Here is a 22,636-nt window from a genome sequence, read left to right on the forward strand (position 1 = left end):
CGTTGACCACCACACCACCACCTCCGGAGACATTCACCATGTTCATGAAGAAACTGCTGCTGGTTGCCAGCGCCTGCAGCCTGGCTTTTGCCGCATCGGCCCAGACGGGCACGCCAGCCGCCTGGCCCGAGAAGCCCGTCACCATCGTCGTGCCGTTCCCGGCCGGCGGCTCCACCGACATGGTGGCCCGCGCCATGGCCCTGCACATGGGCGAGAAGCTGGGCCAGAATTTCGTGGTGGACAACCGCCCCGGTGCCACGGGCACGCTGGGGGCCGGCATGGTCAAGCGTGCGCCGGCCGATGGCTACACGCTGCTGGTGTCCTCGCTCGGTGCCTTCGTCGTGGCGCCGCACCTGCTCAAGAGCGTGCCGTACGACGCGCTCAAGGATTTCGACTACATCACCGTGCCCGTGCAGGCGCCCAACGTGCTGGTGGCCGCGCCCAACCAGAAGGCCCGCACCGTCAAGGAGGTCATCGCCCAGCTCAAGGCCAACCCCGGCAAGGTGAGCTTTGCGAGCTCGGGCAACGGCTCGTCGGACCACCTCTCGGCCGAAGTGTTCTGGCAGCAGAGTGGCACCGAAGGCCTGCACATCCCCTACAAGGGCGGTGCCCCGGCCATCAACGACCTGCTGGGCGGCCAGGTGGAGTTCTCGTTCCAGAACGTGAACGCCGTGCTGCAGCACATCCGCGGCGGCAAGCTGCATGCGATTGCCGTCACCGGCGACAAGCGCAGCCCCGTGCTGCCCGACGTGCCCACCCTGGCCGAGGCCGGCGTGGCCGGTGCCGAGGTGTACTCCTGGCAGGGCATGGCTGCGCCCAAGGGCCTGCCGCCCGCGCTCAAGAAGAAGCTCTCGGACGCAGCCATCGCCGCCATGAACGACCCCGCCGTGAAGAAGCGCATGCTCGACCAGGGCCTGGAGATCGTGGCCAGCACGCCCGAGGCCTTCACCGCCTACCAGGCACGCGAGTTCGCGCGCTGGAAGACGGTCATCGAAACCCGAAAAATCACCGCTGATTGAGCCTTGTCACGGGGCGCCTTTGCGCGCCCATCTTCGTTTCCAGACCACCATGACCACCTCTTCCATCCCTTCTGCCACCAGCACCCCCGTCGTCACCGAGCTGCGCGTGGTGCCCGTGGCGGGCCACGACAGCATGCTCATGAACCTGAGCGGCGCGCACGGCCCCTTCTTCACGCGCAACCTGATCATCCTGCGCGACAGCGCGGGCAACACCGGGGTGGGCGAGGTGCCTGGCGGCGAGAAGATCCGCCAGACCATCGAGGACGCGCGCCCGCTGATCGTGGGCCGGCCCATCGGCCACCACAACGCCGTGCTCAACGCCATGCGTGCCCAGTTCGCCGACCGCGATGCGGGCGGGCGCGGCCTGCAGACCTTCGACCTGCGCATCACCATCCACGCCGTGACGGCGGTGGAGTCGGCCTTCCTCGATCTGCTGGGCCAGCACCTGAACGTGCCCGTGGCCGCGCTGCTGGGCGATGGCGTGCAGCGCGAGGCGGTGCAGATGCTGGGCTATTTGTTCTACGTGGGCGACCGCGCAAAGACCGACCTGGCCTACCGCACCGAGCCCGGTGCCGACAACGACTGGTTCCGCCTGCGCAACGAAAAGGCCATGTCGGCCGACGGCATCGTGCGCCTGGCCGAGGCCGCGTACGAGCGCTATGGCTTTGCCGACTTCAAGCTCAAGGGCGGCGTGCTGCGTGGCGAGGAAGAGGTCGAGGCGATTCGCGCGCTGCATGAGCGCTTCCCGGAGGCGCGCGTGACGCTGGACCCCAACGGCGGCTGGCTGCTGAAGGACGCCATCCGCATCACCCGCGACCTGCACGGCGTGATGGCCTATGCCGAGGACCCCTGCGGCGCCGAAGGCGTGTTCTCGGGCCGCGAGGTGATGGCCGAGTTCCGCCGCGCCACCGGCCTGCCTACCGCCACCAACATGGTGGCCACCGACTGGCGCGAAATGGCGCACAGCCTGGCCCTGCAGTCGGTGGACATTCCGCTGGCCGACCCGCATTTCTGGACCATGGCCGGATCGGTGCGCGTGGCCCAGATGTGCCAGGCCTTCGGCCTGACCTGGGGCTCGCATTCGAACAACCACTTCGACGTGTCGCTGGCCATGTTCACCCACGTGGGCGCCGCCGCCCCCGGCCGCGTGACCGCGATCGACACGCACTGGATCTGGCAGGACGGCGAGCGCTTGACGAAGGAGCCGTTTCAGATCAAGGGTGGCTTCATCGACCTGCCTCACAAGCCCGGCCTGGGCGTGGAGCTGGACATGGACGCCGTGGAACGGGCCCACCAGCTGTACCTGCAGCACGGCCTGGGTGCGCGCGACGACGCCATCGCCATGCAGTACCTGATCCCGGGCTGGAAGTTCAACAACAAGGCACCGTGCATGGTGCGCTGAGTTTCAGGCAAACGGATACGGCCCCTCGAACCGCCCGATGTGGCTCACGTGGCTGACCATGCCGTGCAACGGATCCCACAGGTGCAGCAGGCAGCCCGAAGGGCCGACGACCGAGGCGGGTGCCGCATCCGGGCGCAACTGCAGGCATATTTCTGTGGTGGTGCTGGGCGCGGTGCATACCACCGTGCCGGCCCAGCGGCGCAGCATGCTGCGGTGTACATGGCCGCACAGCACGCGCTCCACTTGCGGGTGGTCGCGCACCACGGCTTCGAGTCCCTCGGTCTCGATGCAGCGGTATTCGTCCATGTACGGAATGCCGCTCATGAAGGGCGGGTGGTGCAGCATCAGCAAGGTGGGCTTGTCGCGTCCTTCTGACAGGGTGGCATCGAGCCATGCCAGCGCCGCAGCATCCACCTGGCCATGGTGCAGCCCGGGGATGCACGAATCCACGGCGATGATGCGCACGGGGTAGTCGTCCACGCAGAAATGCAGGGGACCCGTGCGTGGCAGGCAGGCCTGGTCGTGGAAGGCGGAGCGGAAGGCTTCGCGCTCGTCGTGGTTGCCGGCCATCGCCAGCCAGGGGATGGTGGTCGCAGCCAGCAGCCGCCGTACCTCTTGGTATTCCTCGGGCCGGCCATGGTCTACCAGATCGCCGGTCAGCACGATCAGGTCGGGCCGTCGGTCCAGCGCATGCAGGTGGGCCAGGGCCTCGGCGAACATGCGGTTGGAGTCCACCACGCCCTGGTAGAGCACGCCGGCTTCGCGCACATGGGGGTCGGAGAGTTGGGCGATGAGCATGGGGCTTCCGTTGGCGGAGCAGGGTTGGCAACCCGCAGTCCATGAAGTATCTGGAATCGCCATGCGCTCCTGAATACGCCGGTTGGCGTATTCTTGCCGGCGCACCTCGGGCCCTGGCCTTTGCCGGTGTTCAGCTGCAGCGCCTTGGGTACACCGCAGCGCAGGAAGCCTTGTCGAAAGCCGCGGGCCCCTAAAACGCCCAGCGCGCACTGAGCCGCGCGCTGCGTGGCTCCATGGGGTGCACATGGCGGCCTTCGATGCCGCCGCCCGTGCAGTCACCGCGCGCCGCTTCGCCTGCCGTGCACGATGCGTAGAGGTACTCGATGTCGTTGCCCTTCTTGCCGGCCAGATTGAACACGTCCAGGCCCAGGGTGAGCTGCTTGCTTATCGCATAGCGCACGCCGGCATTGAGCACCGTGTTGGCACGCGAGCGCACGGAGTTGAGCGTGTCCAGCGCGCGCGGCCCCATATAGCGCAGGCGCAGCGAGGCGGTCAGCGGGCCCTGGGTGTAGACCGCGCCCACGGCCAGCACGCGCTCCAGTGCGTTGTCCACGTAATTGCCTTCGCCCTCGGGCGCCTCCCCGCGAAAGCGCGCGCGCGATACGGCGGCATCGGCTTCCAGGCGCCAGCGGGCGTGGGGCTTCCAGCGCACGGTGGTCTCGATGCCGCGCCGGTAGCTGGCGCGGCCCGGCTCGGTGGTGCCTGCATCGCCCACATACACCAGCTCGGAGCCGAGCTTGAGCTGCCACAGCGCCGTGGTGATGGTCAGGTCGTCGCCAGGCTGGTAGCGCCAGCCGATCTCGCTGCCCACGCCCTTGACCAGCGCGGGCACGCGCTCGGCCGGCAGCCCGCTTTGCGGGTCGGTCTGGATGGTGGCGCCGCGCACGTCGTTGCTGTGCGAGCCCACGCCCATGTTCAGGTACAGCTCATGCACGGGGGTGATGGCCCAGGCCAGCCCGGCCTTGGGGCTCACGAGCGCGTCGTGGCCGCTGCCGCTGTTGGCTGCGCCATAGACGGCCTCGCGGCCCTGCACGTCGTAGCGCAGCAGGTCGCCGCGCAAGCCCGCGTAGCCGCGCAGGCGCTCGGTGACGCTCACGAACTGCTGCACATGCACCGACAGCATGTCCTGCGACACCCGGTCATTGCGCACGGTGGACAGGCGCTGGCGGGCGGCCGTGTTGTACAGGCCCACCTCGGCGATGCGGTCGCCGCGCCACTGTGCGCCAATGCTCAATACACCGTCCAGGCCGGCGATCCGGTTGGGCAGGCTGTGCGAGGCCTGGGCGCCGAACACGCGGCGCCGGTCCGACTGCTCGAACTGGTCACCGTTGACCGGGTCGCGCAGGAAGTAGGTGAAGTCGGAGAACAGGTCGAAGCGGTAGTCGATGGCATAGGCGCTGATCTGGGTCTGGCCCTCGGGCCCCTTGTCGAACCATTTGCCTGACAAGCTCAGGCGCCGGGTGCTGCCGCCGTCGGTGGGGTTGAGCGAGCCGAAGCGCGGCAGCTCGCCGCTGTCGATCAGGCGCTCGGGAATCTGGTCGGTGGCGTTCCAGCGGTTGCGGTAGGCCATGCCCGTCACGCTGAAACCCCTGCTGGGCGAGCCCTGCGCATAGCGCACCACGGCGTTGATCTTGCGCAGGCGCTCGGGCACATCCCAGGGGCCGTCGTTGCCTTCGAGCTCGATGGCGCCCAGCCAGGTCTGGTCGTCCCGGGTGCGCGAGCCGGCCGCCAGCAGGCGGCGCAGGTGGTTGGGGCCCAGGGTCACCTCGGCAAACGGCGCGTCCAGCGCGCTCATGTAGTCGAGCGAGGCACTGCCCGCCACGGAGAAGTCGCCGCTGTCGGCGAAGTAGGGGCCCTTGCGGTAGCGCACGCCCGAGACCAGGTCGGGGATCAGGAAGTTCAGGTCGGCAAAGCCCTGGCCGTGGCCGTGCGTCGGCATGTTGACCGGCATGCCGTCCACCGTGACCGAGAAGTCGGTGCCGTGGTCCAGGTTGAAGCCGCGCAGAAAGTACTGGTTGGCCTTGCCATCCCCCGAGTGCTGGGTGGCCACCACCCCGGGCACGGCCTCGACGATGTCGCCGGGGCGCAGCTTGGGACGCGCCTGGAACGACTCCCGCTCCACCGCACCCTCGCTGGCGCTGTCGGCCAGGCCGATGGTCACGTCCCTGGGGCCGCGCACATCGACCTCGGGCAGGTGCGTGGGCTGTTGTTGGGCCCAGGCCGCCGTGGTGGCCATGCTGGCCACCAGAATGCCGAGCGCCAGGGGGCGCGGCGTTGCCGTGCGAGAGAGCTTTTTCTTCTTCATGTCTGCCTTTTCATTGTCCAGGAGTCCTGCCGCGCAGGCTCCCGGCCACACCCTCAGCCAGAGAACGCCACGCGCTGCACCGTCCAGTACAGCGAGAGCACGATCAGTGCCACCGAGCCGCCCTTGACCACCACGGTGCGGTAGCCCGACCAACGCGCCAGCAGCAGGGAGACGCCGCACCAGACAGCGACCACCATGAGCTGCCCGACCTCCACCCCGAGGTTGAACCCCGCCAGCGCCCAGACCAGCAGGCCGCCAGAGACGCCGGCCTCGACCAGCGCGCCCGAGAACCCCAGCCCATGCACGAGGCCAAAGCACAGCGCCAGCAGATCGCTGCGCAGCCCCTTCACCGGGAACAGGTTGAGCAATGCCGAGACGCCGATGCTGATGGCAATCGCCGGCTCGACCCAGTTGCCCGAGACGGTGACCCAGCCCAGGCCTGCCAGTACCAGCGTGACCGAATGGCCCAGCGTGAAGCTGGTCACGGTGAGCAGCAGCGCCTTGAGGCCGCCCCACGGCCCGGCGGCCGCCGTGGCCTGCGCCGCGCCCTGGCGGCGCAGCAGCGTGATCGGCAGCAGCAGGGCCAGCAGAAAGGCCAGGTGGTCATAGCCTTCGAGGATGTGGTGCACGCCCTCCGAGACAAAGTGCAGCAGTGTGGCCGGGCCGCTGCGGGCCGTTGCAGCCTCGGTTGTGGCCGTGCTGCCGCCCACCGCGCGCAGGTCGGTGCGCGAGCGGCCGTCGGGTGCCAGCACGGCGGCCAGCGGCTGTCCACCCAGTTGCCCGCTGACCAGCAGGCGGTGCGTGGGGTCGATGCCCTGCATCAGGCGGTAGTCCAGCGCCAGCGCTTGTGTGGCTCCGCAGTCGAGTGCAGCCGCCATGCGCAGGTAGCGGCCGTCGGTGCGCTGTTCCAGTGCCTCGAAGCGCCACGCGGGGGCCAGCGCGGCGTCGCCGCACTGCCAGCGAATGCCCTGGCCCACCCAGGCGGCCACTGCGGGCGTGGCCTGCTTGATCTCGCCCCAGGTGAGCTGGCGGTTGCCGTCGGCATCGAGCAGGTCCAGCGCGGCATCCACATCCTTGAGCGCCAGCGAGAGCTGCAGCGCCACGGCATCGGTGCGCGCGGCGGGTTCGGCCCCGCCGGCGCCAGTCACCCGCAGGTAGGCATCGCTGGCCTTGTGCGCCCAAGCATTGGGCGCTGCGGCGCAGGCGGCGGCCAGGGCTCCGGCCATCGCCACCCAACGCAGCGCGCAGGTCGTTCGTGGGATCCGTGGCGGGTGCATCACTTGCCTCCCTGTGCTTGCCAGCGGGCCAGGCGCGCGTCCTGCAGGCCCGTGCGTTGAAAGCTCTCCACCACCGTTCGGTGGGCGGCGGCGTCGCCGGATTGCTCGGAGGTCTGCAGCGCCAGCCACCAGTCCAGCGGCTCTTTCTGCAAGGCCAGGTTGGCCTGCGCGGCATGCCAGGCCTCCCGGGGCTGGCCCTGCAGCCACAGCGCCAGCAGCGAGCGTTCTCGGGCGTGGGCATCCAGGGCTTCGCCGCGTGCCGCAAGGGCCGCGAACCGGGCCTGCAGTTCGGTGGCCAGGGCCTGTGACTGCACGGTCTTGCCCATGAGCCGCAGGGCCTGGGCGCGGCGCAACAGCACGGCGTCGCTGGTGGGCTGGGCCTTGAGCACATCCAAGGCGGCGGCCGGGCGGCCCAGGCGCAGCAGCAGGTCGGCATGGGCCAGGGCGGTGTACCCGTCGGGCGCCGCAGCCAGGCTGCTGCGGTAGGCGGCATCGGCCGCATCGTCGCGGCCGGCGCGTTCCTCGCTCTCAGCCAGCAGCGACAGCAGCCAGGCACGGCCAGCCGGATCCGCTGCCTGCCCGATGAGTGCGGTGAAGCCACTGCGTGCCGCGTCGCTCTGGCCCTGCAGCGAGCGGCTTTCGAGCAGGCAGGCCGTGGCGTGCAGCGCAGCCCCATGGCGCGCCACGTTGCGGCAGGCGGTCTCGGATTCGGCATAGCGGGCGGCCACCCGCTCCAGCGTGGCCAGGGTCAGCCAGCCCTGCACCTGGGCAGGGTCGGCCTGCAGGGCGCGCTTCAATGTCGTGCGCGCGGCATCGAATTCATGGCGGCTTTGCTCCACCGTGGCCTGCAGCACCGCCAGTTCGGGCGGCGCGTCGGGCTTGCCCCACCACAGGGCCAGCACGGCTTGGGCGCGGCCCAGGTAGCGGGGGTCGGCGGTCTCGCGGGCCAGGGTGATCCAGCGGCGCGCAGCGGCCGCGGCGGCCTGTGGCGTAGCCGGTGCGAGGCTGACCCGCTCGGGCAGCACCTCGATCACCTCGGTGTCCGACGCGGGGCGCAACTCTTGTACGGCGGCGGCCGTGCCCAGGCAGCACAGGGCAAGGCCGATCCCCCAGAAAAGGCGGGCAGGGTGTGTCATGGGAGTCCGCAGGTGTGAAGGGGTAAGCGCGCAGCAGGCGGTGGCCGCATGCACGAGCATGCGGCCACCGCCCCTGGCAACGTCACAGACGGGTGTCTGGCTCGTCGGTATCGCTGGTGGACAGCACCAGTTGGTCCACGGCCACGGGTTCGGCCGCGTCCTGCACGCTGGCCGCAATCGGCTGGGTGTAGGCAAAGGCGTTCACCGCGCCGGCGCCGCCATCGGGCCCGGCGTTGTCACTGCCGCCGCCGCCACAGGCCGTCAGCGCCATCGCTCCCACGGCCACCAGGGCGGCCTTTTGCATCTTGGTGTTGGGCATGGTGTGCATCCCTCGCATCAGAAGTTCTTGGCGCCAGGCAGCGGCGTGTTCACGTACGGGAAGGCGGTCTTGTAGTCGGTGGCCTTGGTGCGTGCGCCGTCCACGAACTCGACTGCACCGGCAGGCGCATCGGCGGGCTTGCAACCTACCTTGAGCGCATCGGTCGCACCGGTCAAGGTGCACAGCGCACCCATGGCCACGCGCAGCGAGACGTCGACCACGTCATCGCCCAGGCGGCGCCCGTTGGGGAAGCCGGCGGCATCGCCCGCCACCACGCCCAGCGAGTTCTGCGCGCTGGCCGGCGTGGCCGCAATGCCGGTGTTCAGGCGCAGCATTTCCGCCAAAGGCCCACCGGTACCCAGTGCCGTGATGTTGCCCGGGCGGTTGACGGTGGGCAGGCCCGTGAGGAAGGCCGTCATCAGGTCCGTGCGCGGGAAGTTGGTGGGAGCCTGCGCGCCGAACAGCACCTGGACCAGGGCCGGCAGCGTGGGGTGGGTCACATAGTCCGCGAAGTTGGCGGCATCGTCCTTGGGGCGGGAAGCGTTGAACTTGTCCTTGTCCTTGAGGCCGATGACGACTTCGTTCACCAGGGGCATGCCCAGGCGCGACACCTGGGTCCAGGCGCCGCCGGCCTTCTCGCTGGCCTGCAGGCCGGAGTCGGGCTTGCCGTTGAGCACGCGCGCCTGGCGCAAGCTGGCGGTGGTCCAGCCGCCAATGACCTTCTCGCCCGATGCGGCGGTCAGGCAAGCGGTGGGCATCTCGACGGCGAGCGAGGTCACGTTCTTGCTGGCGATCTGGCCCGCGCCGAAGGCCGCCGCATTCGACTCGCTGGTGATCACGGCGGCAGGGGCATTCACGAGGTCGAAGATGGTGCCCAGCGACACCGGGAAGGGGTCCTGCCGCTGGCCCACGAACACCTTGCCCGGCGTGGCGCAGCCGGGCACGTTGATGCCGTACACGTACTTGCCGGCATAGGCGTCGTAGGCGGCGGCGTTGCCCAGCGACTTCTCGCCGATGTAGTCGATGGGCTTGGTGAAGGTGGTGCCTCCACCGGCCATGGTGATCTGTTCGCGCTTGCCGGTGCGCCGGTCGCCACGCACGATGAACATCTCGTACTCTTCGCGGTAGGACACCGGGTCTGTCGCCGCGCCCGTGATCCCGCCGGCATTGCGCAGCGGTATGGCCACCTTCTTGCGGGCGCCGTCCGGGCCGATGTCCAGGGTGATGCCGGCCCCGCCGTTGTTCAGCGTGTTTTTGAAGCGGAACTGTAGCGTGATGTCTTCCGCTGCATCGCCGTTGTTGTCGATGTGGATCTCGTACAGCGCATTCGGGTCCAGGCTGAAGTAGTTGGGCCCGCCATAGGGGTCCTGCAGCGGCAGGTAGTTGGCGATCATGGTGACGAAACCGCCACGCCCCGCCTCGTAGCTGTTGAAGAGGTAAAAGTCCGCACCATCGACCTTGGGCTGGGTGGTGATGAAGGGCGCCTCTCGGTGGCTGGACGCCAGGCTGACGCCTGCCGTGCAGGCGGCAAGCGCTGCAAGCGCCAACAGACTGAGTTTCCTGATTCGCATGGAGATCTCCTCGTGGGTATTCGGCCGTGAGCGCAATAGCTCAGGGGCTGATACGCCCGAGATCTCCGGATAGATGCAGTTGTATGGACGTGCAAGGGTTAACACTTATGCGCAGATGCCGTGGTCCGCACTTCGCGCAGCCTTTGGCAGCACGCAAGGACCGCGCCGAACGCCCTCAGGACTGCGAGGTCGACGGCGCGCCCAGTATCTCCAGTGCCTCTTTCGAGATCGCCAGCGACAGCTCTTCCTGCAGGATGCCGGCCTTGAGCACCAGGTGCTGCAGGCGGCGCTCGCGGCTCAATTCCTTGCCCATGAAGTCGCGCTGCTCGATGCGCTGGTAGACGGCCAGCTTGTCCTGGTGCATGGCCTGCAGGCGGGCGATTTCCTTCTCCAGCCCCGTGGGGCCGACGGCGGCCTCGGCGCGCAGGCGCACCATGAGTTCGTCGCGCAGGGGCGTGGGGTCGTTCTGCTCGGCGATCCAGCGGCGCAGCTCCTTGCGGCCCGCAGGCAGCAGTCGGAACTGGCGCTTGCGGCCGCGGCCCGTTTCGGCCGGCAGGGCCTCGATCCAAAGTGCTTCTTCGAGCCGCGCCAGCTCGCGGTAGATCTGCTGGTGCGTGGCGTGCCAGAAGTAGCCGATGGACTTGTCGAAGCGCTCGGCAAGCTCCGAGCCCGAGCACGGGTGCTCGACCAAGGCGGTGAGAAGGGCGTGGGGCAGGGACATCGGAAGGAAGGCGCGGCAGGGGATGCGGAGTCCGCCATCTTGCCTGAATCGGAATGGCTCTCCATTGTTTATGCAACCAGTTGCATAAATGCAGGATGCTCGCTATATTTGTGCAACTGGTTGCATAAACAAGAAAGAGACCCACGATGAATGCTGTCCTGAAACCCGCCCCGGCCTCCCTGGCCGGTGGCAACAGCCCCTATCCGCACCTGCATGCCCCGCTGGACCTGGGCTTCACCACGCTCAGGAACCGCGTGCTCATGGGCTCCATGCACGTGGGGCTCGAAGAAGTGGCCAACGGCTTCGAGCGCATGGCCGCCTTCTATGCCGAGCGGGCGCGCGGCGAGGTGGGGCTCATCGTCACCGGCGGCATTGCGCCCAACGAGCGCGGCCGGCCCATGCAGGGCGGTGCCATGCTGGTCAACGAGCACGAGGCCGAGCAGCACCGCACGGTGACGCAGGCCGTGCATGCCGAGGGCGGCAAGATCGCGATGCAGATCCTGCACTTCGGCCGCTATGCCTACCACCGCGACCTGGTGGCCCCGAGCGCGCTGCGCGCACCCATCAACCCCCACGTGCCGCACGCGCTCACGGCCGACGAGGTGGAGCAGACCATCGAAGACTTCGCGCGCTGCGCCGCGCTGGCCCAGCACGCGGGCTACGACGGTGTGGAGGTCATGGGCTCCGAGGGCTACCTGATCAACGAGTTCATCGCCGCGCGCAGCAACCAGCGCGACGACGCCTGGGGCGGCAGCTATGCCAACCGCATGCGCTTTCCGGTCGAGATCGTGCGGCGCACGCGCGAGCGCGTGGGCCCGAACTTCGTCATCATCTACCGCCTGTCCATGCTCGACCTGGTGGAGGGCGGCTCCACGCTGGCCGAGGTGATACAGCTGGCCCAGGCCATCGAGGCGGCGGGCGCCACCATCCTCAACACCGGCATCGGCTGGCACGAGGCGCGCATCCCCACCATCGCCACCAAGGTGCCGCGCGCGGCCTATGCGTGGGTGACGAAGCAGGTAATGGGGCAGGTGAGCATACCGCTCATCACCTCCAACCGCATCAACACGCCCGAGGTGGCCGAGCGCCTGCTGGCCGAGGGCTGTGCCGACTTGGTCTCCATGGCGCGGCCGCTGCTGGCCGATGCCGACTTCGTGCGCAAGGCGCGCCAGGGCCGGGCCGACGAGATCAACACCTGCATCGCCTGCAACCAAGCCTGCCTGGACCATACCTTCGGCGGCAAGATCACTAGCTGCCTGGTCAACCCCCGTGCCTGCCACGAGACGGAGCTGGTCATCGCGCCCGCGGCGGCGAAGAAGCGCATCGCCGTGGTCGGTGCCGGTCCGGCCGGCCTGAGCTTTGCCGTCACGGCCGCGCAACGCGGCCATGCGGTGGTGCTGTTCGATGCGGGCAGCGAGATCGGAGGCCAGCTCAACATCGCCAAGCAGGTGCCGGGCAAGGAAGAGTTCTACGAGACCCTGCGCTACTACCGCCGCCAGCTGGAGCTGCATGGTGTGGAGGTGCGCCTGAACACCCGCGTGGACGCGCAGGAGCTGGCCGGCCAGGGCTATGACGAGGTGGTGGTGGCCACCGGCATCCGGCCGCGCACGCCCGATATCGAGGGCATCACCCACCCCAAGGTGCTGAGCTACCTGGACGTGCTGCGCGAAAAGAAACCTGTGGGCCAGCGCGTGGCCGTGATTGGCGCGGGCGGCATCGGCTTCGACGTGGGCGAGTACCTCACGCACGAAGGCGAGAGCGGCGCGCTGGCACCCGCCAAGTTCAACGACGAATGGGGCATCGACACCGGCTATGCCCAGGCCGGCGGCCTGCGCGCCGCGCAGGTGGAGGCGCCCGCGCGCCAAGTGCACCTGCTGCAGCGCAAGGCCAGCAAGGTGGGCGACCAGTTGGGCAAGACCACGGGCTGGATCCACCGCACCTCGCTCAAGGCGCGCAACGTGGGCATGAGCTCGGGCGTGGCCTACGAGCGCGTGGACGACGCCGGCCTGCACATCACCATCGACGGCCAGCCGCGCCTGCTCGATGTAGACCACATCGTCGTCTGCGCCGGCCAGGAGCCGCTGCGCGAGCTGTACGACGCGCTCGTGGCCGCGGGCCAGAGCGCGCACCTCATCGGCGGTGCCGACGTGGCCGCCGAGCTCGATGCCAAGCGCGCCATCCTGCAGGGCACGACGCTCGCAGCCGCGATCTGATTACGTTGAAAACCATCCCAGGAGACATCCCATGACCGAAGCCTTGAAGAACATCCACCCCGCCGTCGCCCGCTCGCTCGACACCTGGCACCACATGGTGGCCAGCCGCGACCTGTCGAACCTGCTCTCCATCGTGCACCCCGATGCGGTGTTCCGCTCGCCCATGGCGAACACGGCCTACACCTCGGCCCCGGCGCTGATGCTGGCCCTGTCCACGGTGATCCAGGTGTTCGAGGACTTCACCTACCACCGCCAGCTGGCCACCGACGACGGTCTGAACATCTTGCTGGAGTTCAGCGCGCGCGTCGGCGACAAGCAGCTCAAGGGGATCGACCTGGTGCGCTTCAACGAGCAGGGCCAGATAACAGAGTTCGAAGTCATGGTGCGTCCCCTGAGCGGCCTGCAGGCGCTGGGAGCCGAAATGGGCGCGCGGCTGGGTGACAAGCTCCCAGCGTTCAAAGCCAAGGCCTGATGCGTTCATAAAAAAGAAGAGACAGGAGACAAGCCCATGACCGCCACCGCCGCACCGCCAGTGCCCTCGCCCTGGGAAGGGTCCTACCCCGAGGCCCTGCGCAACTACCAGCTGGACCTGGCGGCACTGCCCGCCAACGCCGCGCACCTGGCCACGCAGGCCGCCACCGACCATGGGGACCAGCCCGCCTTCACCTTCGTGCTGCCCACGGGCGCCAACGTGGTGCGCAGCTTCAAGGAGATCGATGCGCTGTCGGACGCCTTTGCCGCCTGGCTGGTGCGCGAGCAAGGGCTGCAGGCAGGCGAGGTGCTCGCGTTGCAGATGCCCAACTGCCTGCACTACCCGATTGCAGTGTTCGGTGCGTGGAAGGCCGGGCTCATCGTGACCAATGTGAACCCGCTGTACACCGGGCGCGAGCTGCGCCTGCAGCTCGAAGACAGCGGCGCCGAGCTGCTGCTGGTGTGCGACCTGTTCCTGCCGGTGGCGGGGCCCGTGGCCCAGGCGCTGGGCCTGCCCGTGATCACCGCCAGCCTGTGGGACTTCTTTGACGAACCGGTGGCATCGGCCATACGCGCCAAGATGGCCGGGCCTGCCGACCCCGCCGCAGCGCCGCTGCCGCGCATGGCCGATGCGCTGGTGCGCGGCCAGGCGCTGGCACCCGTCGAGCGCCGCAGCCACCCCGTGGCGGTGTACCAGTACACGGGCGGTACCACCGGGCGCAGCAAGGGCGCGGTGATCACGCACAGCAACATCCTGGCCACCTTGCGCATCACGCGCGATTTCCTAGACGCCTACGATGGGCCGAAGCAGGGCGAGACCATGCTCACCGTGCTGCCCATGTACCACGTGTTCGCCTTCATGGTGAACTTCCTGGTGTTCTTTGAGGTCGGTGCACGCAACCTGCTGGTGCCCAGCCCGCGCCCCATGTCCAACCTGCAAAAGACCTTCGAGCAGTTCGATGTGCAGTGGACCGCCGGCGTGGACACGCTGTTCGCCGGACTGATGGCCGAGCCCTGGTTCCAGGCCAATCCACCGAAGCTGCGCTATGCTTTCTCGGGCGGCACGGCCCTGCGCAGCTCGACCGCGCAGGCCTGGCAGGCCGTGGTCTGCCCCATCCTGGAGGGCTATGGCATGACCGAGACCTCGTGCATCGTCTCGTGCAACCCGCCTTCGGCCACGCCGCGACTGGGCACCGTGGGCGTGCCCATGCCGGGCTGCCGCGTGCGCATCGTCGATGACCAGGGGCGCGATCTGCCCCAGGGCGAGCGCGGCGAGCTGCTGGTACAGGGGCCGCAGGTCGTGGCCGGCTACCTGCATGCGCAGGAAGACAGTGCCAGCGCGATCCGGGACGGCTGGCTGCACACGGGCGACATCGCGCAGCTGGAGGAGGGCGGCTACATCCGCATCGTGGACCGCAAGAAGGACATGATTCTCGTGTCCGGCTTCAACGTCTACCCCAACGAGGTAGAAGACGTGCTCGCCGCCCACCCCGACATCGCCGAGGCTGCCGTTATTGGCGTGCAGGACGCCGGCACCGGCGAGGCCGTGCGCGCCTTCGTCGTGCCGCGCAACCCGGCGCTCACGGCCGAGGACGTGGAGCGCCACTGCCGTACCCAGCTCACGGCCTACAAGGTGCCGCGGCAGATCGTGTTCCGCGAGCAGCTGCCCAAGTCACCGGTGGGCAAGATCCTCAGGGCGTCGCTGCGTGAGGTGGGCTGACCTGATCCAGGTGGGGCGGTCGCACCTACCGCGCACTCCCGGGACTCAATTGCCTCGGGACTCTGGCTAGACCACCGTATCGATCGGGCGGGTTGTGGATGTGCTTGCGCTCTGGGTGGGGTGATTTTCGTGAGCGCTCGGGGGCCATTCGATCCGGTTGCGTCCAGCGGCTTTGCCTCTGTAGAGGGCGGCGTCGGCTTCTCGCATGGCGTCCTCGAAGGCATGTGCGCCAGCGAATGGGTTGGAAACCCCAATCGTGACCGTGCAGTGCAGTGGGTGGGCCGTGCCAGCGGTATGGATTGCTTGATTTTCGATGGCTGCGCGCAAGCGCTCGGCCAAGTGCCTGACGCCGTGAACGTCGGAGTCCAGGCAGATGACCAGGAATTCTTCTCCACCGATACGGCCTGCCAGGTCGCCCCGGCGCACAGCGTACCGAAGTACCTCCGCCATATGGCGCAGCACGGTATCTCCGATTTGGTGGCCATGGGTATCGTTGATGCGTTTGAAGTGGTCGACGTCAACCAGCAGCAGGTGCGCAGGCTCGGCCTTGCGGGAGTTGAAATACAGCTGCAGCGCTTCCGTGAGTCCGCGGCGGTTGAGCAACTGTGTCAGGGGGTCACGCGCAGCGGTGTTGCGCAGCTCATCGGTCAAGCGGCGCAGTACCAGCCAAATGATCGAAGGTGGCAGGACTGTGGCCAGGGACGACATGTAGATGTAGAACACCAGTTGAAAACTGCCGTCCATCTGCAGTGCATCCAGGCCGCCATCCAGAAGCTTCACGAACTTGAGCGCATTGAGTACGCAGATGCCGCCGATGAGGGCTGCAAAAAATACCATCTCCGCGTACAGATCCCTGGCGAATGTGCGCACGCCGTAGACCACGGTGATGACCATGGCCAGGAACAGCAGCGCAGACATGCCGGAGAGCATGGCGTGGCGGGCAACCGGGCCCAGTCCCCACTGCACCAGCACCTGCGCGGCGCTGTAGGTCGCAGCCACTGCCAGCATTGGGCGCCACACAGGGACATGGTGCCCAAAGAAACGCATGGCGCCCAGCCAGTAAGCCACTGGTGAGGCCAGTGTGAAGGTGTGATTGACGACGCTCATCAGGCTCCAGGCGGGGGCTCCTTCAGCCAGTTGCAGCACATAGGCAAAGCCCAGGAGAAGGTTGCCTATCGCAAAAATGTCCATCCCCATCTTTTTGCCGTGCAGGCGTCTGCTGACGAGCCAGAACATCACCGAAAAGCACAGCAGGTGTGCGCACAGCATGCCGACGAGAATGGTTGCAACCATGTTGACGTTGAGAGAGGGACGGAGCAGACGATCTGGGCAGGAGCCTGCGATGCATCGCTTCGCAATGGCGGCTCAAGAACGGTGCGTCCAGGGGGCGGTGTAACGATCAGTATCGCAAAAAATTGTGCGAGTTGAATGATCCTGCGGCCTGGGTGTGCCCACAGAGAGAGCGCTCTTCCCAACGGATGTTTGCGATCGCCAGGGTCTGCCGCTCCATGTGTTCGTGCACAGACTCGTGGATTCTGGAGCCATGCAAATCGCAGGCTCAGATCGAGCTGGTCCAGCCCTGCCTGGACCGCTGCGCTGATTCCGTCCACAAACAAGCGCGTTCTGGCGGGGATCAATCGCCCCGGATGCATCACCGCGTGGATGCCCCCTCCGCCCCATCCCTGCCACTCGGTCAGTATCTGAACCAGTGTGCCTTCTCGCACGGCAGCACTGGCCAGCCAGTCGGGCGTGAGGACGATGCCTGCACCTGCAATCGCTGCCTGCAACAGTGACTCGGAGTTGTCGGCCGACAGCGAGCCGGCAGGCCTGACGGTTCGCTGCTGTCCGTCCTGCGGTGCTCTCGAAGAAAGGCGGGGAAGTGCGGCGCAACCGGTCGTCTGCCAAAGGTGACCGGCAGCCAGATGCGCAGCAAGCCCTGCGGGCTCGGGACCACCGCCGTGAACTGTGGGTGGCCCGCTGTGGGGACTGCCGCTGCCTACACCTTGTCCTCCGCCCTGCGGCGCGGCAGCTGGCGCTTGACGGCGGGGCGCTGCAGGCGCTGCTTGGGGTCCACGCCGTCGGGCAGCTCGCTGGCGCGCTGCAGCTGGATGTGGGCCACCAGGCCGCCGGTGCTGGAGTTGGCCAGCGCGAAGATGCCGCCCATGCGCTGCACCGTCTTGTCCACGATGGACAGGCCCAGACCCGCGCCGGCCGCGGCGGTGCGGGCCGAGTCGCCGCGGAAGAAGGGCTTGGTCAGGTTGGACAGCTGCTCGGGCGGCACGCCCATGCCGTGGTCGCGGATCTTCACCAGCACCCAGTTCTCGCGGCCCTTGGCGGCGATGTCCACGTTGGCCACGCCGGTGTCGTCGCCCTTGCCATAGCGGCGCGCGTTCTCCAGCAGGTTGGAGATCACGCGGGCCAGCTCCACCTCGTCGGCCAGCACGTTCAGGTCCTCGGGGATGGTCATGCTGATCTGCAGCTCGCGGTGGTCCTGCACGGCGTACACGCACGACGAGACCACGGCATGCAGGTTGACCGGGGTGAGCGTCACGTGGTCGGGCCGCGCGTAGTCGAGGAACTTGTCGATGGTGGCGTCGAGCTGCACGATGTCGGCCACCATGTGCTCGCGTGCCACGTCGTCGTTCACGCTCATCTCGGTTTCCAGGCGCAGGCGCGCCAGCGGCGTGCGCAGGTCGTGGGAGATGCCGGCCAGCATCACCGCGCGGTCCTGCTCCAGCTTGGCGAGCTTTTGCGCCATGCGGTTGAAGCCGATGTTCACCTCGCGGATCTCGCTGGTGACCACCTCTTCGTCGAGGTGGCTGGCGGCGAAGTCGCCGTCGCGCACGCGGTTGGCGGCGTACGACAGCTGCTTGAGGGGCCGGTTGATCAGCCGCGCAATGGCGGCCGCCCCCGCCAGCGACAGCGCGCCTGCGGTGATGAGCCAGATCAGCCAGGTGCGCCCGCCCGCCGGGCTGAAGCGCGAGCGGTCCATCAGCAGCCAGTTGGGGTCGCCGTTGATGTTGAAGCCCACCCACAGGCCGGGCTCGCCGTTCACGCTCTGGGCCACGATGGTGTCAGGCCCCAGGCGCTGGGTGAGCTCATCCGTCAGGCGGTTGCCCAGGGCCGTGCCGTCGAGCAGGGCGAACTGGTCCTTGGGCTCGCGCGGGAGGATGCGCACACCCTCCTGGTCGGCCATGGTCTTGATGAGCGAGACGCGCGCGATGGCGTCCGAATGCACCAGAGCCGCGCGGCTCAGGTTGACCAGCGAGGCGATCTGCTGCGCGGTGTGCAGCGTGCGCGGCTCGAATTCGAGCGCGCGCAGCGTCTGCAGCCACGCCAGGATGCTGCCCACCAGCAGCAAGGCCAGCAGGAAGAAGGTGCGCCAGAAGAGGTTGAGCCCCACGCGCGCCTTTTGCTCGCGCGCCAGGCGCACCGCTTCAAGCGGGGCCGGGCTGGTGGCTTCGGTCGGCGCGGTCACGGAGGGAGAAGGGCGCGGTGCAGACCGCCCCTTGGCGCCGGAAATGGACATATCCCTCGATTATCAGCTCGTGCCGTCCGGCACGAACACGTAGCCCACGCCCCACACGGTCTGGATGTAGCGCGGTGCGGCGGCGTCCACCTCGACCAGCTTGCGCAGGCGCGAGACCTGCACGTCCAGGCTGCGGTCGAAGGGCTCGAACTCGCGGCCGCGGGCCAGCAGGGCCAGCTTTTCGCGCGACAGCGGCTGGCGCGGGTGGCGCACCAGGGCCTTGAGCATGGCGAACTCGCCCGTGGTCAGGGGCAGCTCTTCACCGCTGCGCTGCAGGGCACGGGTGCCCAGATCGAACGTGAAGGGGCCGAAGTTCACCACCTCGTTGTCGCCCGAGGGCGCACCCGGTGCCTCCTGTGCGGGGCGGCGGCGCAGCACGGCGTGCACGCGGGCCAGCAGCTCACGGGGGTTGAAGGGCTTGCCCAGGTAGTCGTCGGCGCCCACTTCCAGGCCCACGATGCGGTCCACGTCCTCGCCCTTGGCGGTGAGCATGATGATGGGCGTGCGGTCATTGGCCGCGCGCAGGCGGCGGCAGATGGACAGGCCGTCTTCGCCGGGCATCATCAGATCGAGCACGATGAGGTCCACCGTTTCGCGCAGCAGCAGGCGGTTGAGCGCCTTGCCGTCTTCGGCGACCATCACCTCGAAGCCTTCCTGCGTGAGGTAGCGGCGCAGCAGATCGCGGATGCGTGCGTCGTCGTCCACGACGAGAATCTTGTCGGTGCGGTTGGTTGTTGTGGCCATGTTGATCCCAAGTCCAATTTGTAACAGAGCCGATTCTGACTACTTAGAGCCGCAAAGTTCGGTTTTTGGGGGCATGTTTGACCAACTGTTACAAGTTTTGCGGAGCTTCGCACAGTTGCGGCGCCTGCTTCACGGTGGGGCGGGCGCCAGCGGTTATCGTGGCGCCATCATTGTTTGACGAAGGTTCCACCCCCATGAAAATCACCACCCGCCTGATCGCCACCGCCGCCCTGCTGGCCTGTGCCGGCACCGCCATGGCCCAGGCCACGGCCCCGCAGGAGCTGCGCAATGTGGTGCAGCTGTCGGCCACGGGCACCGTGGAGGCGCAGCAGGACCTGCTGGTGGTCACCCTTGGCACCAGCAAGGAGGGCGCCGACGCCGGCGCCGTGCAGGCCCAGCTCAAGCAGGCGCTCGATGCCGCGCTGGCCGAGGCCAAGCGCAACGCCCAGCCCGGGCAGCTCGATGTGCGCACGGGCCCCTTCGGCCTGTACCCGCGCTATGCCAAGGACGGCAAGATCAACGGCTGGCAGGGCCGCGCCGAGCTGGTGCTGGAGGGGCGCGACTTCTCGCGCATCACCACCACCGCCGGCAAGGTGCAGACCATGGCCATCAGCCAGGTGGCCTTCGCCCTGTCGCGCGAAGCCCGCGCCAAGGTCGAGGGCGAGGCCCAGACCCAGGCCATCGAGCAGTTCAAGTCCCGCGCGGCCGAGCTGGCCAAGGGCTTCGGCTTTGCCAACTACAGCCTGCGCGAAGTGGCCGTGAACAGCAACGAGATGTCCCCCGGCCCGCGCCCGCGCATGATGGCCATGGAGGCCAAGGCCTCGTCGTTCTCCGACTCCGCCGTGCCGGTGGAGGCGGGCAAGGCGCAGGTGGTCGTCACCGTGTCTGGCTCCGTCCAGATGCGCTGAGGCGGGGCAGGGCGGCCTGCCGCCGCCCTGGCGCTCAAAGCGCTTGGCCGCCGGATACCTCGATGCGCTGGGCCGTGACCCAGCGGTTGCTGGCATCCAGCAGGCTGGCCACCATGGGGCCGATATCGTCGGGCAGGCCGACGCGACCCAGGGCCGTGAGCTGGGCCAGTTGCTGGTTCAGCGCCGGGTTGTCGCGCACGGCGCCGCCGCCAAAATCGGTCTCGATGGCGCCGGGCGCCACGGTGTTCACCGCGATGCCGCGCGCGCCCAGCTCCTTGGCCAGGTAGCGCGTGAGCACCTCCACGGCGCCCTTGGCGGCTGCGTAGGCGGCATAGCCCGGCAGGGTCAGCCGCGTGAGCCCGGTCGAGAAGTTCACGATGCGCCCGCCATCGGCCACCAGGGGCAGCAGCGCCTGCGTGAGGAAGAACACGCCCTTGAAATGCACGTCGACCAGGCGGTCGAACTGGGCCTCCGTCGTCTCGGCGAAGCTGGCGTAGTCGCCATGGCCGGCGTTGTTCACCAGGTGGTCGATGCGGTCGCGCTGCCAGGTGGCCTGCAGTGCGGCGCTCAGGCGCTCGGTGAAGCCTGCGAAGCTGGCCACGTCGCCCGTGTCCAGCTGCAGGGCCACGGCCTGGCGGCCCAGGGCCTGGATTTCGGCGACCACGGCCTGGGCTTCGCCGGCCTGGCTGTGGTAGGTGACGACCACGTCGCCGCCGGTGCGCGCAATGGAGAGGGCGGTGTTGCGGCCCAGGCCGCGGCTGGCGCCGGTGACGAGGGTGATGGTGGCTGGGGTGCGGGTGCTGGATGTCATGCGGGGGCTCCTGGTTGAACGGAATCCAGTGTCTGGCGCCGCCCCCCGGGCGTGTTGCGCAAACCACGCCAATCCTTGCCTGATTCTCCAAAATCGATGCCAAAGCTCCTACAAAGCGTTACGCTCGGCACATGACGTCACCTTCTCTGCTGTTCCAGGCCGTGGCCCGGTACACCGATGCCCATGCCCGCCAGCCCGGTGTGCAGCCGACCCCTATCCCGGGCATGACGCTGGTGCGCGCCACCGAGCCCAGCGGGCTGCTGCACGCCATCTCGCACCCGCTCATCTGCCTGGTGCTGCAGGGCAGCAAGCAGGTGACCATGGGGCCGCAGACCTTCGAGTTCACAGCGGGCGAGTCGCTGCTGATCACGGCCGACGTGCCCACCGTGAGCCAGATCACCCGCGCCAGCGCGGCCGCGCCCTACCTGTCGATCGCGCTGGAGCTGAACCTGCCGGTGATCGCGGACCTGTCGGCCCAGATGGGCGCCGCCCCCCTGGGCGACCACGCCCCCGTGCGCGTGGACCCCACCGACAGCGAGGTGGCCGATGTGGCCCTGCGCCTCATGCGTCTGCTGGAGCGGCCCGAGGCCGTGCCCCTGCTGCACGCCCCGCTGGTGCGCGAGCTGCACTACTGGCTGCTGGCCGGCCGCCACGGTGCCGCCATCCGCCGCCTGGGCTGGCCCGGCAGCCACGCCCAGCGCGTGGCCCGCGCGGTGGCCGTGCTGCGCACCGATTTTGCCCAGGCCCTGCCGGTGGAAAGCCTGGCCGCGCTGGCGGACATGAGCCCCTCGTCCTTCCACCAGCACTTTCGGGCGGTCACTTCGCTGTCGCCCCTGCAGTTCCAGAAGCAGCTGCGCCTGATCGAGGCGCGCCGGCTCATGCTGTCCGAGGGCGCCAGCGCCAGCACGGCCGCGTTTGCCGTGGGCTACGAGAGCGTGCCCCAGTTCACGCGCGAGTACGGGCGCCTGTTCGGCCTGCCGCCGGTGCGCGACATCCAGGCCGCGCGGGGCAGGGCGCGCGAGGCGGCGTGAGCCAAGGGGTTCAGGAGGCCTCCTTGGCCTCCTTTGCCTCTTTGGCCTTCTTGCCTTGCGGGTAGATGGTCTCCCCGCGCGCCAGCATCTCCACGAAGGCCTCGATCTTCTTCCTGCGCCCCGCCTCGGTCTTGAGGTTGTGCACCCGAAACGCCAGCGCGAAGCGGTTCTGCTCGGTCAGTGTGGGCAGCATCTTGCGCGCCTGGGGGTGGGCGTCGATGGCGGCCTGCAGCTCGTCGGGGATCTTCAGGTCCTTGCCGCTGCCGTAGGCGCGGTCCCAGCGGCCATCGGCCTTGGCCGCGTCGACATGCGCCAGGCCGTGCGGCGTCATGCGCTTTTCCTTGACCAGCCGGGCCACGTTGTCGACATTGATCTTGCTCCACACGCTCTTCTTGCCGCGCACGGTGTAGCGCTGCAGGTAGCTGGTGCCGTCAAGCCCCTTGCGAATGGCGTCGATCCAGCCCCAGCACAGCACCACGTCGATGGCTTCCTTGGGCGTGATCGAAGGCAGGCCCGAGGCGAGCTTGTGGATCTTGATCCAGACCTCGGTTTCCTGGTCGTGGTGGTGGCCGAGCCAGGTGTAGAAGGCCTTTGCGTCGGCAAACTCATGCACCTTGGTGGGGTCTACGATTACGGCTGCCATCGGAGGGGGTGACTCTTT

General features: G+C 68.3%; 20 protein-coding genes. 7 read left to right on the plus strand and 13 right to left on the minus strand.

Annotated features, from left to right (window positions below; translation table 11 throughout):
- Positions 1-44: 44 nt before the first annotated feature.
- A complete protein-coding gene (locus tag AC07PA_RS28790; protein WP_494606705.1) occupies positions 45-1,019 on the plus strand; it encodes a Bug family tripartite tricarboxylate transporter substrate binding protein in 975 nt (324 codons plus the stop codon).
- A gap of 49 nt (positions 1,020-1,068) precedes the next feature.
- Positions 1,069-2,421 (plus strand): glucarate dehydratase, encoded by a 1,353-nt coding sequence (gudD, locus tag AC07PA_RS28795; protein WP_494606593.1) that lies wholly within the window; start codon positions 1,069-1,071, stop codon positions 2,419-2,421.
- A gap of 3 nt (positions 2,422-2,424) precedes the next feature.
- Here the strand turns inward: gudD and AC07PA_RS28800 are convergent, their stop codons facing one another.
- From AC07PA_RS28800 to AC07PA_RS28830, 7 genes are all read right to left on the minus strand, one after another.
- Entirely contained in the window at positions 2,425-3,219 is a 795-nt protein-coding gene (locus AC07PA_RS28800) for a phosphodiesterase (protein ID WP_494606591.1), read from the minus strand.
- 190 nt (positions 3,220-3,409) lie between these two features.
- Positions 3,410-5,524: a TonB-dependent receptor gene (locus tag AC07PA_RS28805; protein WP_494606589.1), complete on the minus strand. Its 2,115-nt coding sequence runs from the start codon at positions 5,522-5,524 to the stop codon at positions 3,410-3,412.
- A gap of 53 nt (positions 5,525-5,577) precedes the next feature.
- Positions 5,578-6,801, minus strand: a complete 1,224-nt coding sequence (locus AC07PA_RS28810; protein WP_494606587.1) for a HupE/UreJ family protein — start codon at positions 6,799-6,801, stop codon at positions 5,578-5,580.
- Complete coding sequence (locus AC07PA_RS28815) at positions 6,801-7,937, minus strand: hypothetical protein (RefSeq protein WP_494606585.1); 1,137 nt, start codon at positions 7,935-7,937, stop codon at positions 6,801-6,803. The genes AC07PA_RS28810 and AC07PA_RS28815 overlap by 1 nt, the downstream gene beginning before the upstream one ends.
- Before the next feature lie 82 nt (positions 7,938-8,019).
- The gene (locus tag AC07PA_RS28820; RefSeq protein WP_007854954.1) at positions 8,020-8,256 is read right to left on the minus strand and encodes a hypothetical protein; all 237 of its coding nucleotides are present in this window, start codon (positions 8,254-8,256) and stop codon (positions 8,020-8,022) included.
- A 17-nt stretch (positions 8,257-8,273) separates the two neighbouring features.
- Positions 8,274-9,827 carry a DUF4331 domain-containing protein gene (locus AC07PA_RS28825; protein WP_494606583.1) on the minus strand — a complete coding sequence of 518 codons (1,554 nt, stop codon included), beginning with the start codon at positions 9,825-9,827 and terminating at the stop codon, positions 8,274-8,276.
- Between the two features lie 175 nt (positions 9,828-10,002).
- Positions 10,003-10,548 carry a PadR family transcriptional regulator gene (locus AC07PA_RS28830; protein ID WP_494606581.1) on the minus strand — a complete coding sequence of 182 codons (546 nt, stop codon included), beginning with the start codon at positions 10,546-10,548 and terminating at the stop codon, positions 10,003-10,005.
- Positions 10,549-10,694: 146 nt separating this feature from the next.
- Between AC07PA_RS28830 and AC07PA_RS28835 the strand changes: the two genes are divergently transcribed.
- The 3 genes from AC07PA_RS28835 to AC07PA_RS28845 are packed head-to-tail and all read left to right on the plus strand — an operon-like array spanning position 10,695 to position 14,952.
- Complete coding sequence (locus AC07PA_RS28835; RefSeq protein WP_494606579.1) at positions 10,695-12,761, plus strand: 2,4-dienoyl-CoA reductase FMN-binding domain-containing protein; 2,067 nt, start codon at positions 10,695-10,697, stop codon at positions 12,759-12,761.
- 31 nt (positions 12,762-12,792) lie between these two features.
- Positions 12,793-13,233 carry a nuclear transport factor 2 family protein gene (locus tag AC07PA_RS28840; RefSeq protein WP_494606577.1) on the plus strand — a complete coding sequence of 147 codons (441 nt, stop codon included), beginning with the start codon at positions 12,793-12,795 and terminating at the stop codon, positions 13,231-13,233.
- A 36-nt stretch (positions 13,234-13,269) separates the two neighbouring features.
- Positions 13,270-14,952, plus strand: coding sequence for a long-chain-fatty-acid--CoA ligase (locus tag AC07PA_RS28845; protein ID WP_494606575.1), 1,683 nt, complete (start codon positions 13,270-13,272; stop codon positions 14,950-14,952).
- 66 nt (positions 14,953-15,018) lie between these two features.
- Here AC07PA_RS28845 and AC07PA_RS28850 read toward each other — a convergent pair whose 3' ends face one another.
- From AC07PA_RS28850 to ompR, 4 genes are all read right to left on the minus strand, one after another.
- Positions 15,019-16,245, minus strand: coding sequence for a GGDEF domain-containing protein (locus AC07PA_RS28850; protein WP_494606573.1), 1,227 nt, complete (start codon positions 16,243-16,245; stop codon positions 15,019-15,021).
- The gene (locus AC07PA_RS28855; protein ID WP_494606703.1) at positions 16,188-16,874 is read right to left on the minus strand and encodes a LysR substrate-binding domain-containing protein; all 687 of its coding nucleotides are present in this window, start codon (positions 16,872-16,874) and stop codon (positions 16,188-16,190) included. The genes AC07PA_RS28850 and AC07PA_RS28855 overlap by 58 nt, the downstream gene beginning before the upstream one ends.
- Positions 16,875-16,948: 74 nt before the next feature.
- Entirely contained in the window at positions 16,949-18,481 is a 1,533-nt protein-coding gene (locus AC07PA_RS28860; RefSeq protein WP_108016536.1) for a sensor histidine kinase family protein, read from the minus strand.
- Between the two features lie 12 nt (positions 18,482-18,493).
- Positions 18,494-19,225 carry an osmolarity response regulator transcription factor OmpR gene (ompR, locus tag AC07PA_RS28865; RefSeq protein ID WP_007859588.1) on the minus strand — a complete coding sequence of 244 codons (732 nt, stop codon included), beginning with the start codon at positions 19,223-19,225 and terminating at the stop codon, positions 18,494-18,496.
- Positions 19,226-19,419: 194 nt separating this feature from the next.
- Here ompR and AC07PA_RS28870 point away from each other — a divergent pair, with 194 nt between their 5' ends.
- Positions 19,420-20,133, plus strand: a complete 714-nt coding sequence (locus AC07PA_RS28870; protein WP_007859590.1) for an SIMPL domain-containing protein — start codon at positions 19,420-19,422, stop codon at positions 20,131-20,133.
- A gap of 34 nt (positions 20,134-20,167) precedes the next feature.
- On the opposite strand, the gene AC07PA_RS28875 is transcribed toward AC07PA_RS28870, so the two are convergent.
- Positions 20,168-20,944, minus strand: a complete 777-nt coding sequence (locus tag AC07PA_RS28875) for an SDR family oxidoreductase (RefSeq protein WP_494606570.1) — start codon at positions 20,942-20,944, stop codon at positions 20,168-20,170.
- 131 nt (positions 20,945-21,075) lie between these two features.
- Between AC07PA_RS28875 and AC07PA_RS28880 the strand changes: the two genes are divergently transcribed.
- Positions 21,076-21,975 carry an AraC family transcriptional regulator gene (locus tag AC07PA_RS28880; RefSeq protein ID WP_494606568.1) on the plus strand — a complete coding sequence of 300 codons (900 nt, stop codon included), beginning with the start codon at positions 21,076-21,078 and terminating at the stop codon, positions 21,973-21,975.
- 10 nt (positions 21,976-21,985) lie between these two features.
- Here the strand turns inward: AC07PA_RS28880 and AC07PA_RS28885 are convergent, their stop codons facing one another.
- On the minus strand, positions 21,986-22,618 hold the full coding sequence (locus AC07PA_RS28885) for a YdeI/OmpD-associated family protein (protein ID WP_494606566.1): 633 nt from the start codon (positions 22,616-22,618) through the stop codon (positions 21,986-21,988).
- Positions 22,619-22,636: the final 18 nt, after the last annotated feature.

This window comes from Acidovorax sp. GW821-FHT09B03 (assembly GCF_059418305.1).

Excerpts from the sequence above, each read along its gene's own strand:
- AC07PA_RS28885 (WP_494606566.1), bottom strand. The coding sequence starts at position 22,618 with ATGGCAGCCGTAATCGTAGACCCCACCAAGGTGCATGAGTTTGCCGAC.
- AC07PA_RS28790 (WP_494606705.1), top strand. The coding sequence starts at position 45 with ATGAAGAAACTGCTGCTGGTTGCCAGCGCCTGCAGCCTGGCTTTTGCC.
- AC07PA_RS28830 (WP_494606581.1), bottom strand. The coding sequence starts at position 10,548 with ATGTCCCTGCCCCACGCCCTTCTCACCGCCTTGGTCGAGCACCCGTGC.
- gudD (WP_494606593.1), top strand. The coding sequence starts at position 1,069 with ATGACCACCTCTTCCATCCCTTCTGCCACCAGCACCCCCGTCGTCACC.
- AC07PA_RS28845 (WP_494606575.1), top strand. The coding sequence starts at position 13,270 with ATGACCGCCACCGCCGCACCGCCAGTGCCCTCGCCCTGGGAAGGGTCC.
- AC07PA_RS28810 (WP_494606587.1), bottom strand. The coding sequence starts at position 6,801 with ATGCACCCGCCACGGATCCCACGAACGACCTGCGCGCTGCGTTGGGTG.
- AC07PA_RS28815 (WP_494606585.1), bottom strand. The coding sequence starts at position 7,937 with ATGACACACCCTGCCCGCCTTTTCTGGGGGATCGGCCTTGCCCTGTGC.
- AC07PA_RS28870 (WP_007859590.1), top strand. The coding sequence starts at position 19,420 with ATGAAAATCACCACCCGCCTGATCGCCACCGCCGCCCTGCTGGCCTGT.
- AC07PA_RS28805 (WP_494606589.1), bottom strand. The coding sequence starts at position 5,524 with ATGAAGAAGAAAAAGCTCTCTCGCACGGCAACGCCGCGCCCCCTGGCG.
- AC07PA_RS28800 (WP_494606591.1), bottom strand. The coding sequence starts at position 3,219 with ATGCTCATCGCCCAACTCTCCGACCCCCATGTGCGCGAAGCCGGCGTG.
- AC07PA_RS28820 (WP_007854954.1), bottom strand. The coding sequence starts at position 8,256 with ATGCCCAACACCAAGATGCAAAAGGCCGCCCTGGTGGCCGTGGGAGCG.
- AC07PA_RS28835 (WP_494606579.1), top strand. The coding sequence starts at position 10,695 with ATGAATGCTGTCCTGAAACCCGCCCCGGCCTCCCTGGCCGGTGGCAAC.
- AC07PA_RS28850 (WP_494606573.1), bottom strand. The coding sequence starts at position 16,245 with ATGGTTGCAACCATTCTCGTCGGCATGCTGTGCGCACACCTGCTGTGC.
- ompR (WP_007859588.1), bottom strand. The coding sequence starts at position 19,225 with ATGGCCACAACAACCAACCGCACCGACAAGATTCTCGTCGTGGACGAC.
- AC07PA_RS28825 (WP_494606583.1), bottom strand. The coding sequence starts at position 9,827 with ATGCGAATCAGGAAACTCAGTCTGTTGGCGCTTGCAGCGCTTGCCGCC.
- AC07PA_RS28840 (WP_494606577.1), top strand. The coding sequence starts at position 12,793 with ATGACCGAAGCCTTGAAGAACATCCACCCCGCCGTCGCCCGCTCGCTC.
- AC07PA_RS28875 (WP_494606570.1), bottom strand. The coding sequence starts at position 20,944 with ATGACATCCAGCACCCGCACCCCAGCCACCATCACCCTCGTCACCGGC.
- AC07PA_RS28860 (WP_108016536.1), bottom strand. The coding sequence starts at position 18,481 with ATGTCCATTTCCGGCGCCAAGGGGCGGTCTGCACCGCGCCCTTCTCCC.
- AC07PA_RS28880 (WP_494606568.1), top strand. The coding sequence starts at position 21,076 with ATGACGTCACCTTCTCTGCTGTTCCAGGCCGTGGCCCGGTACACCGAT.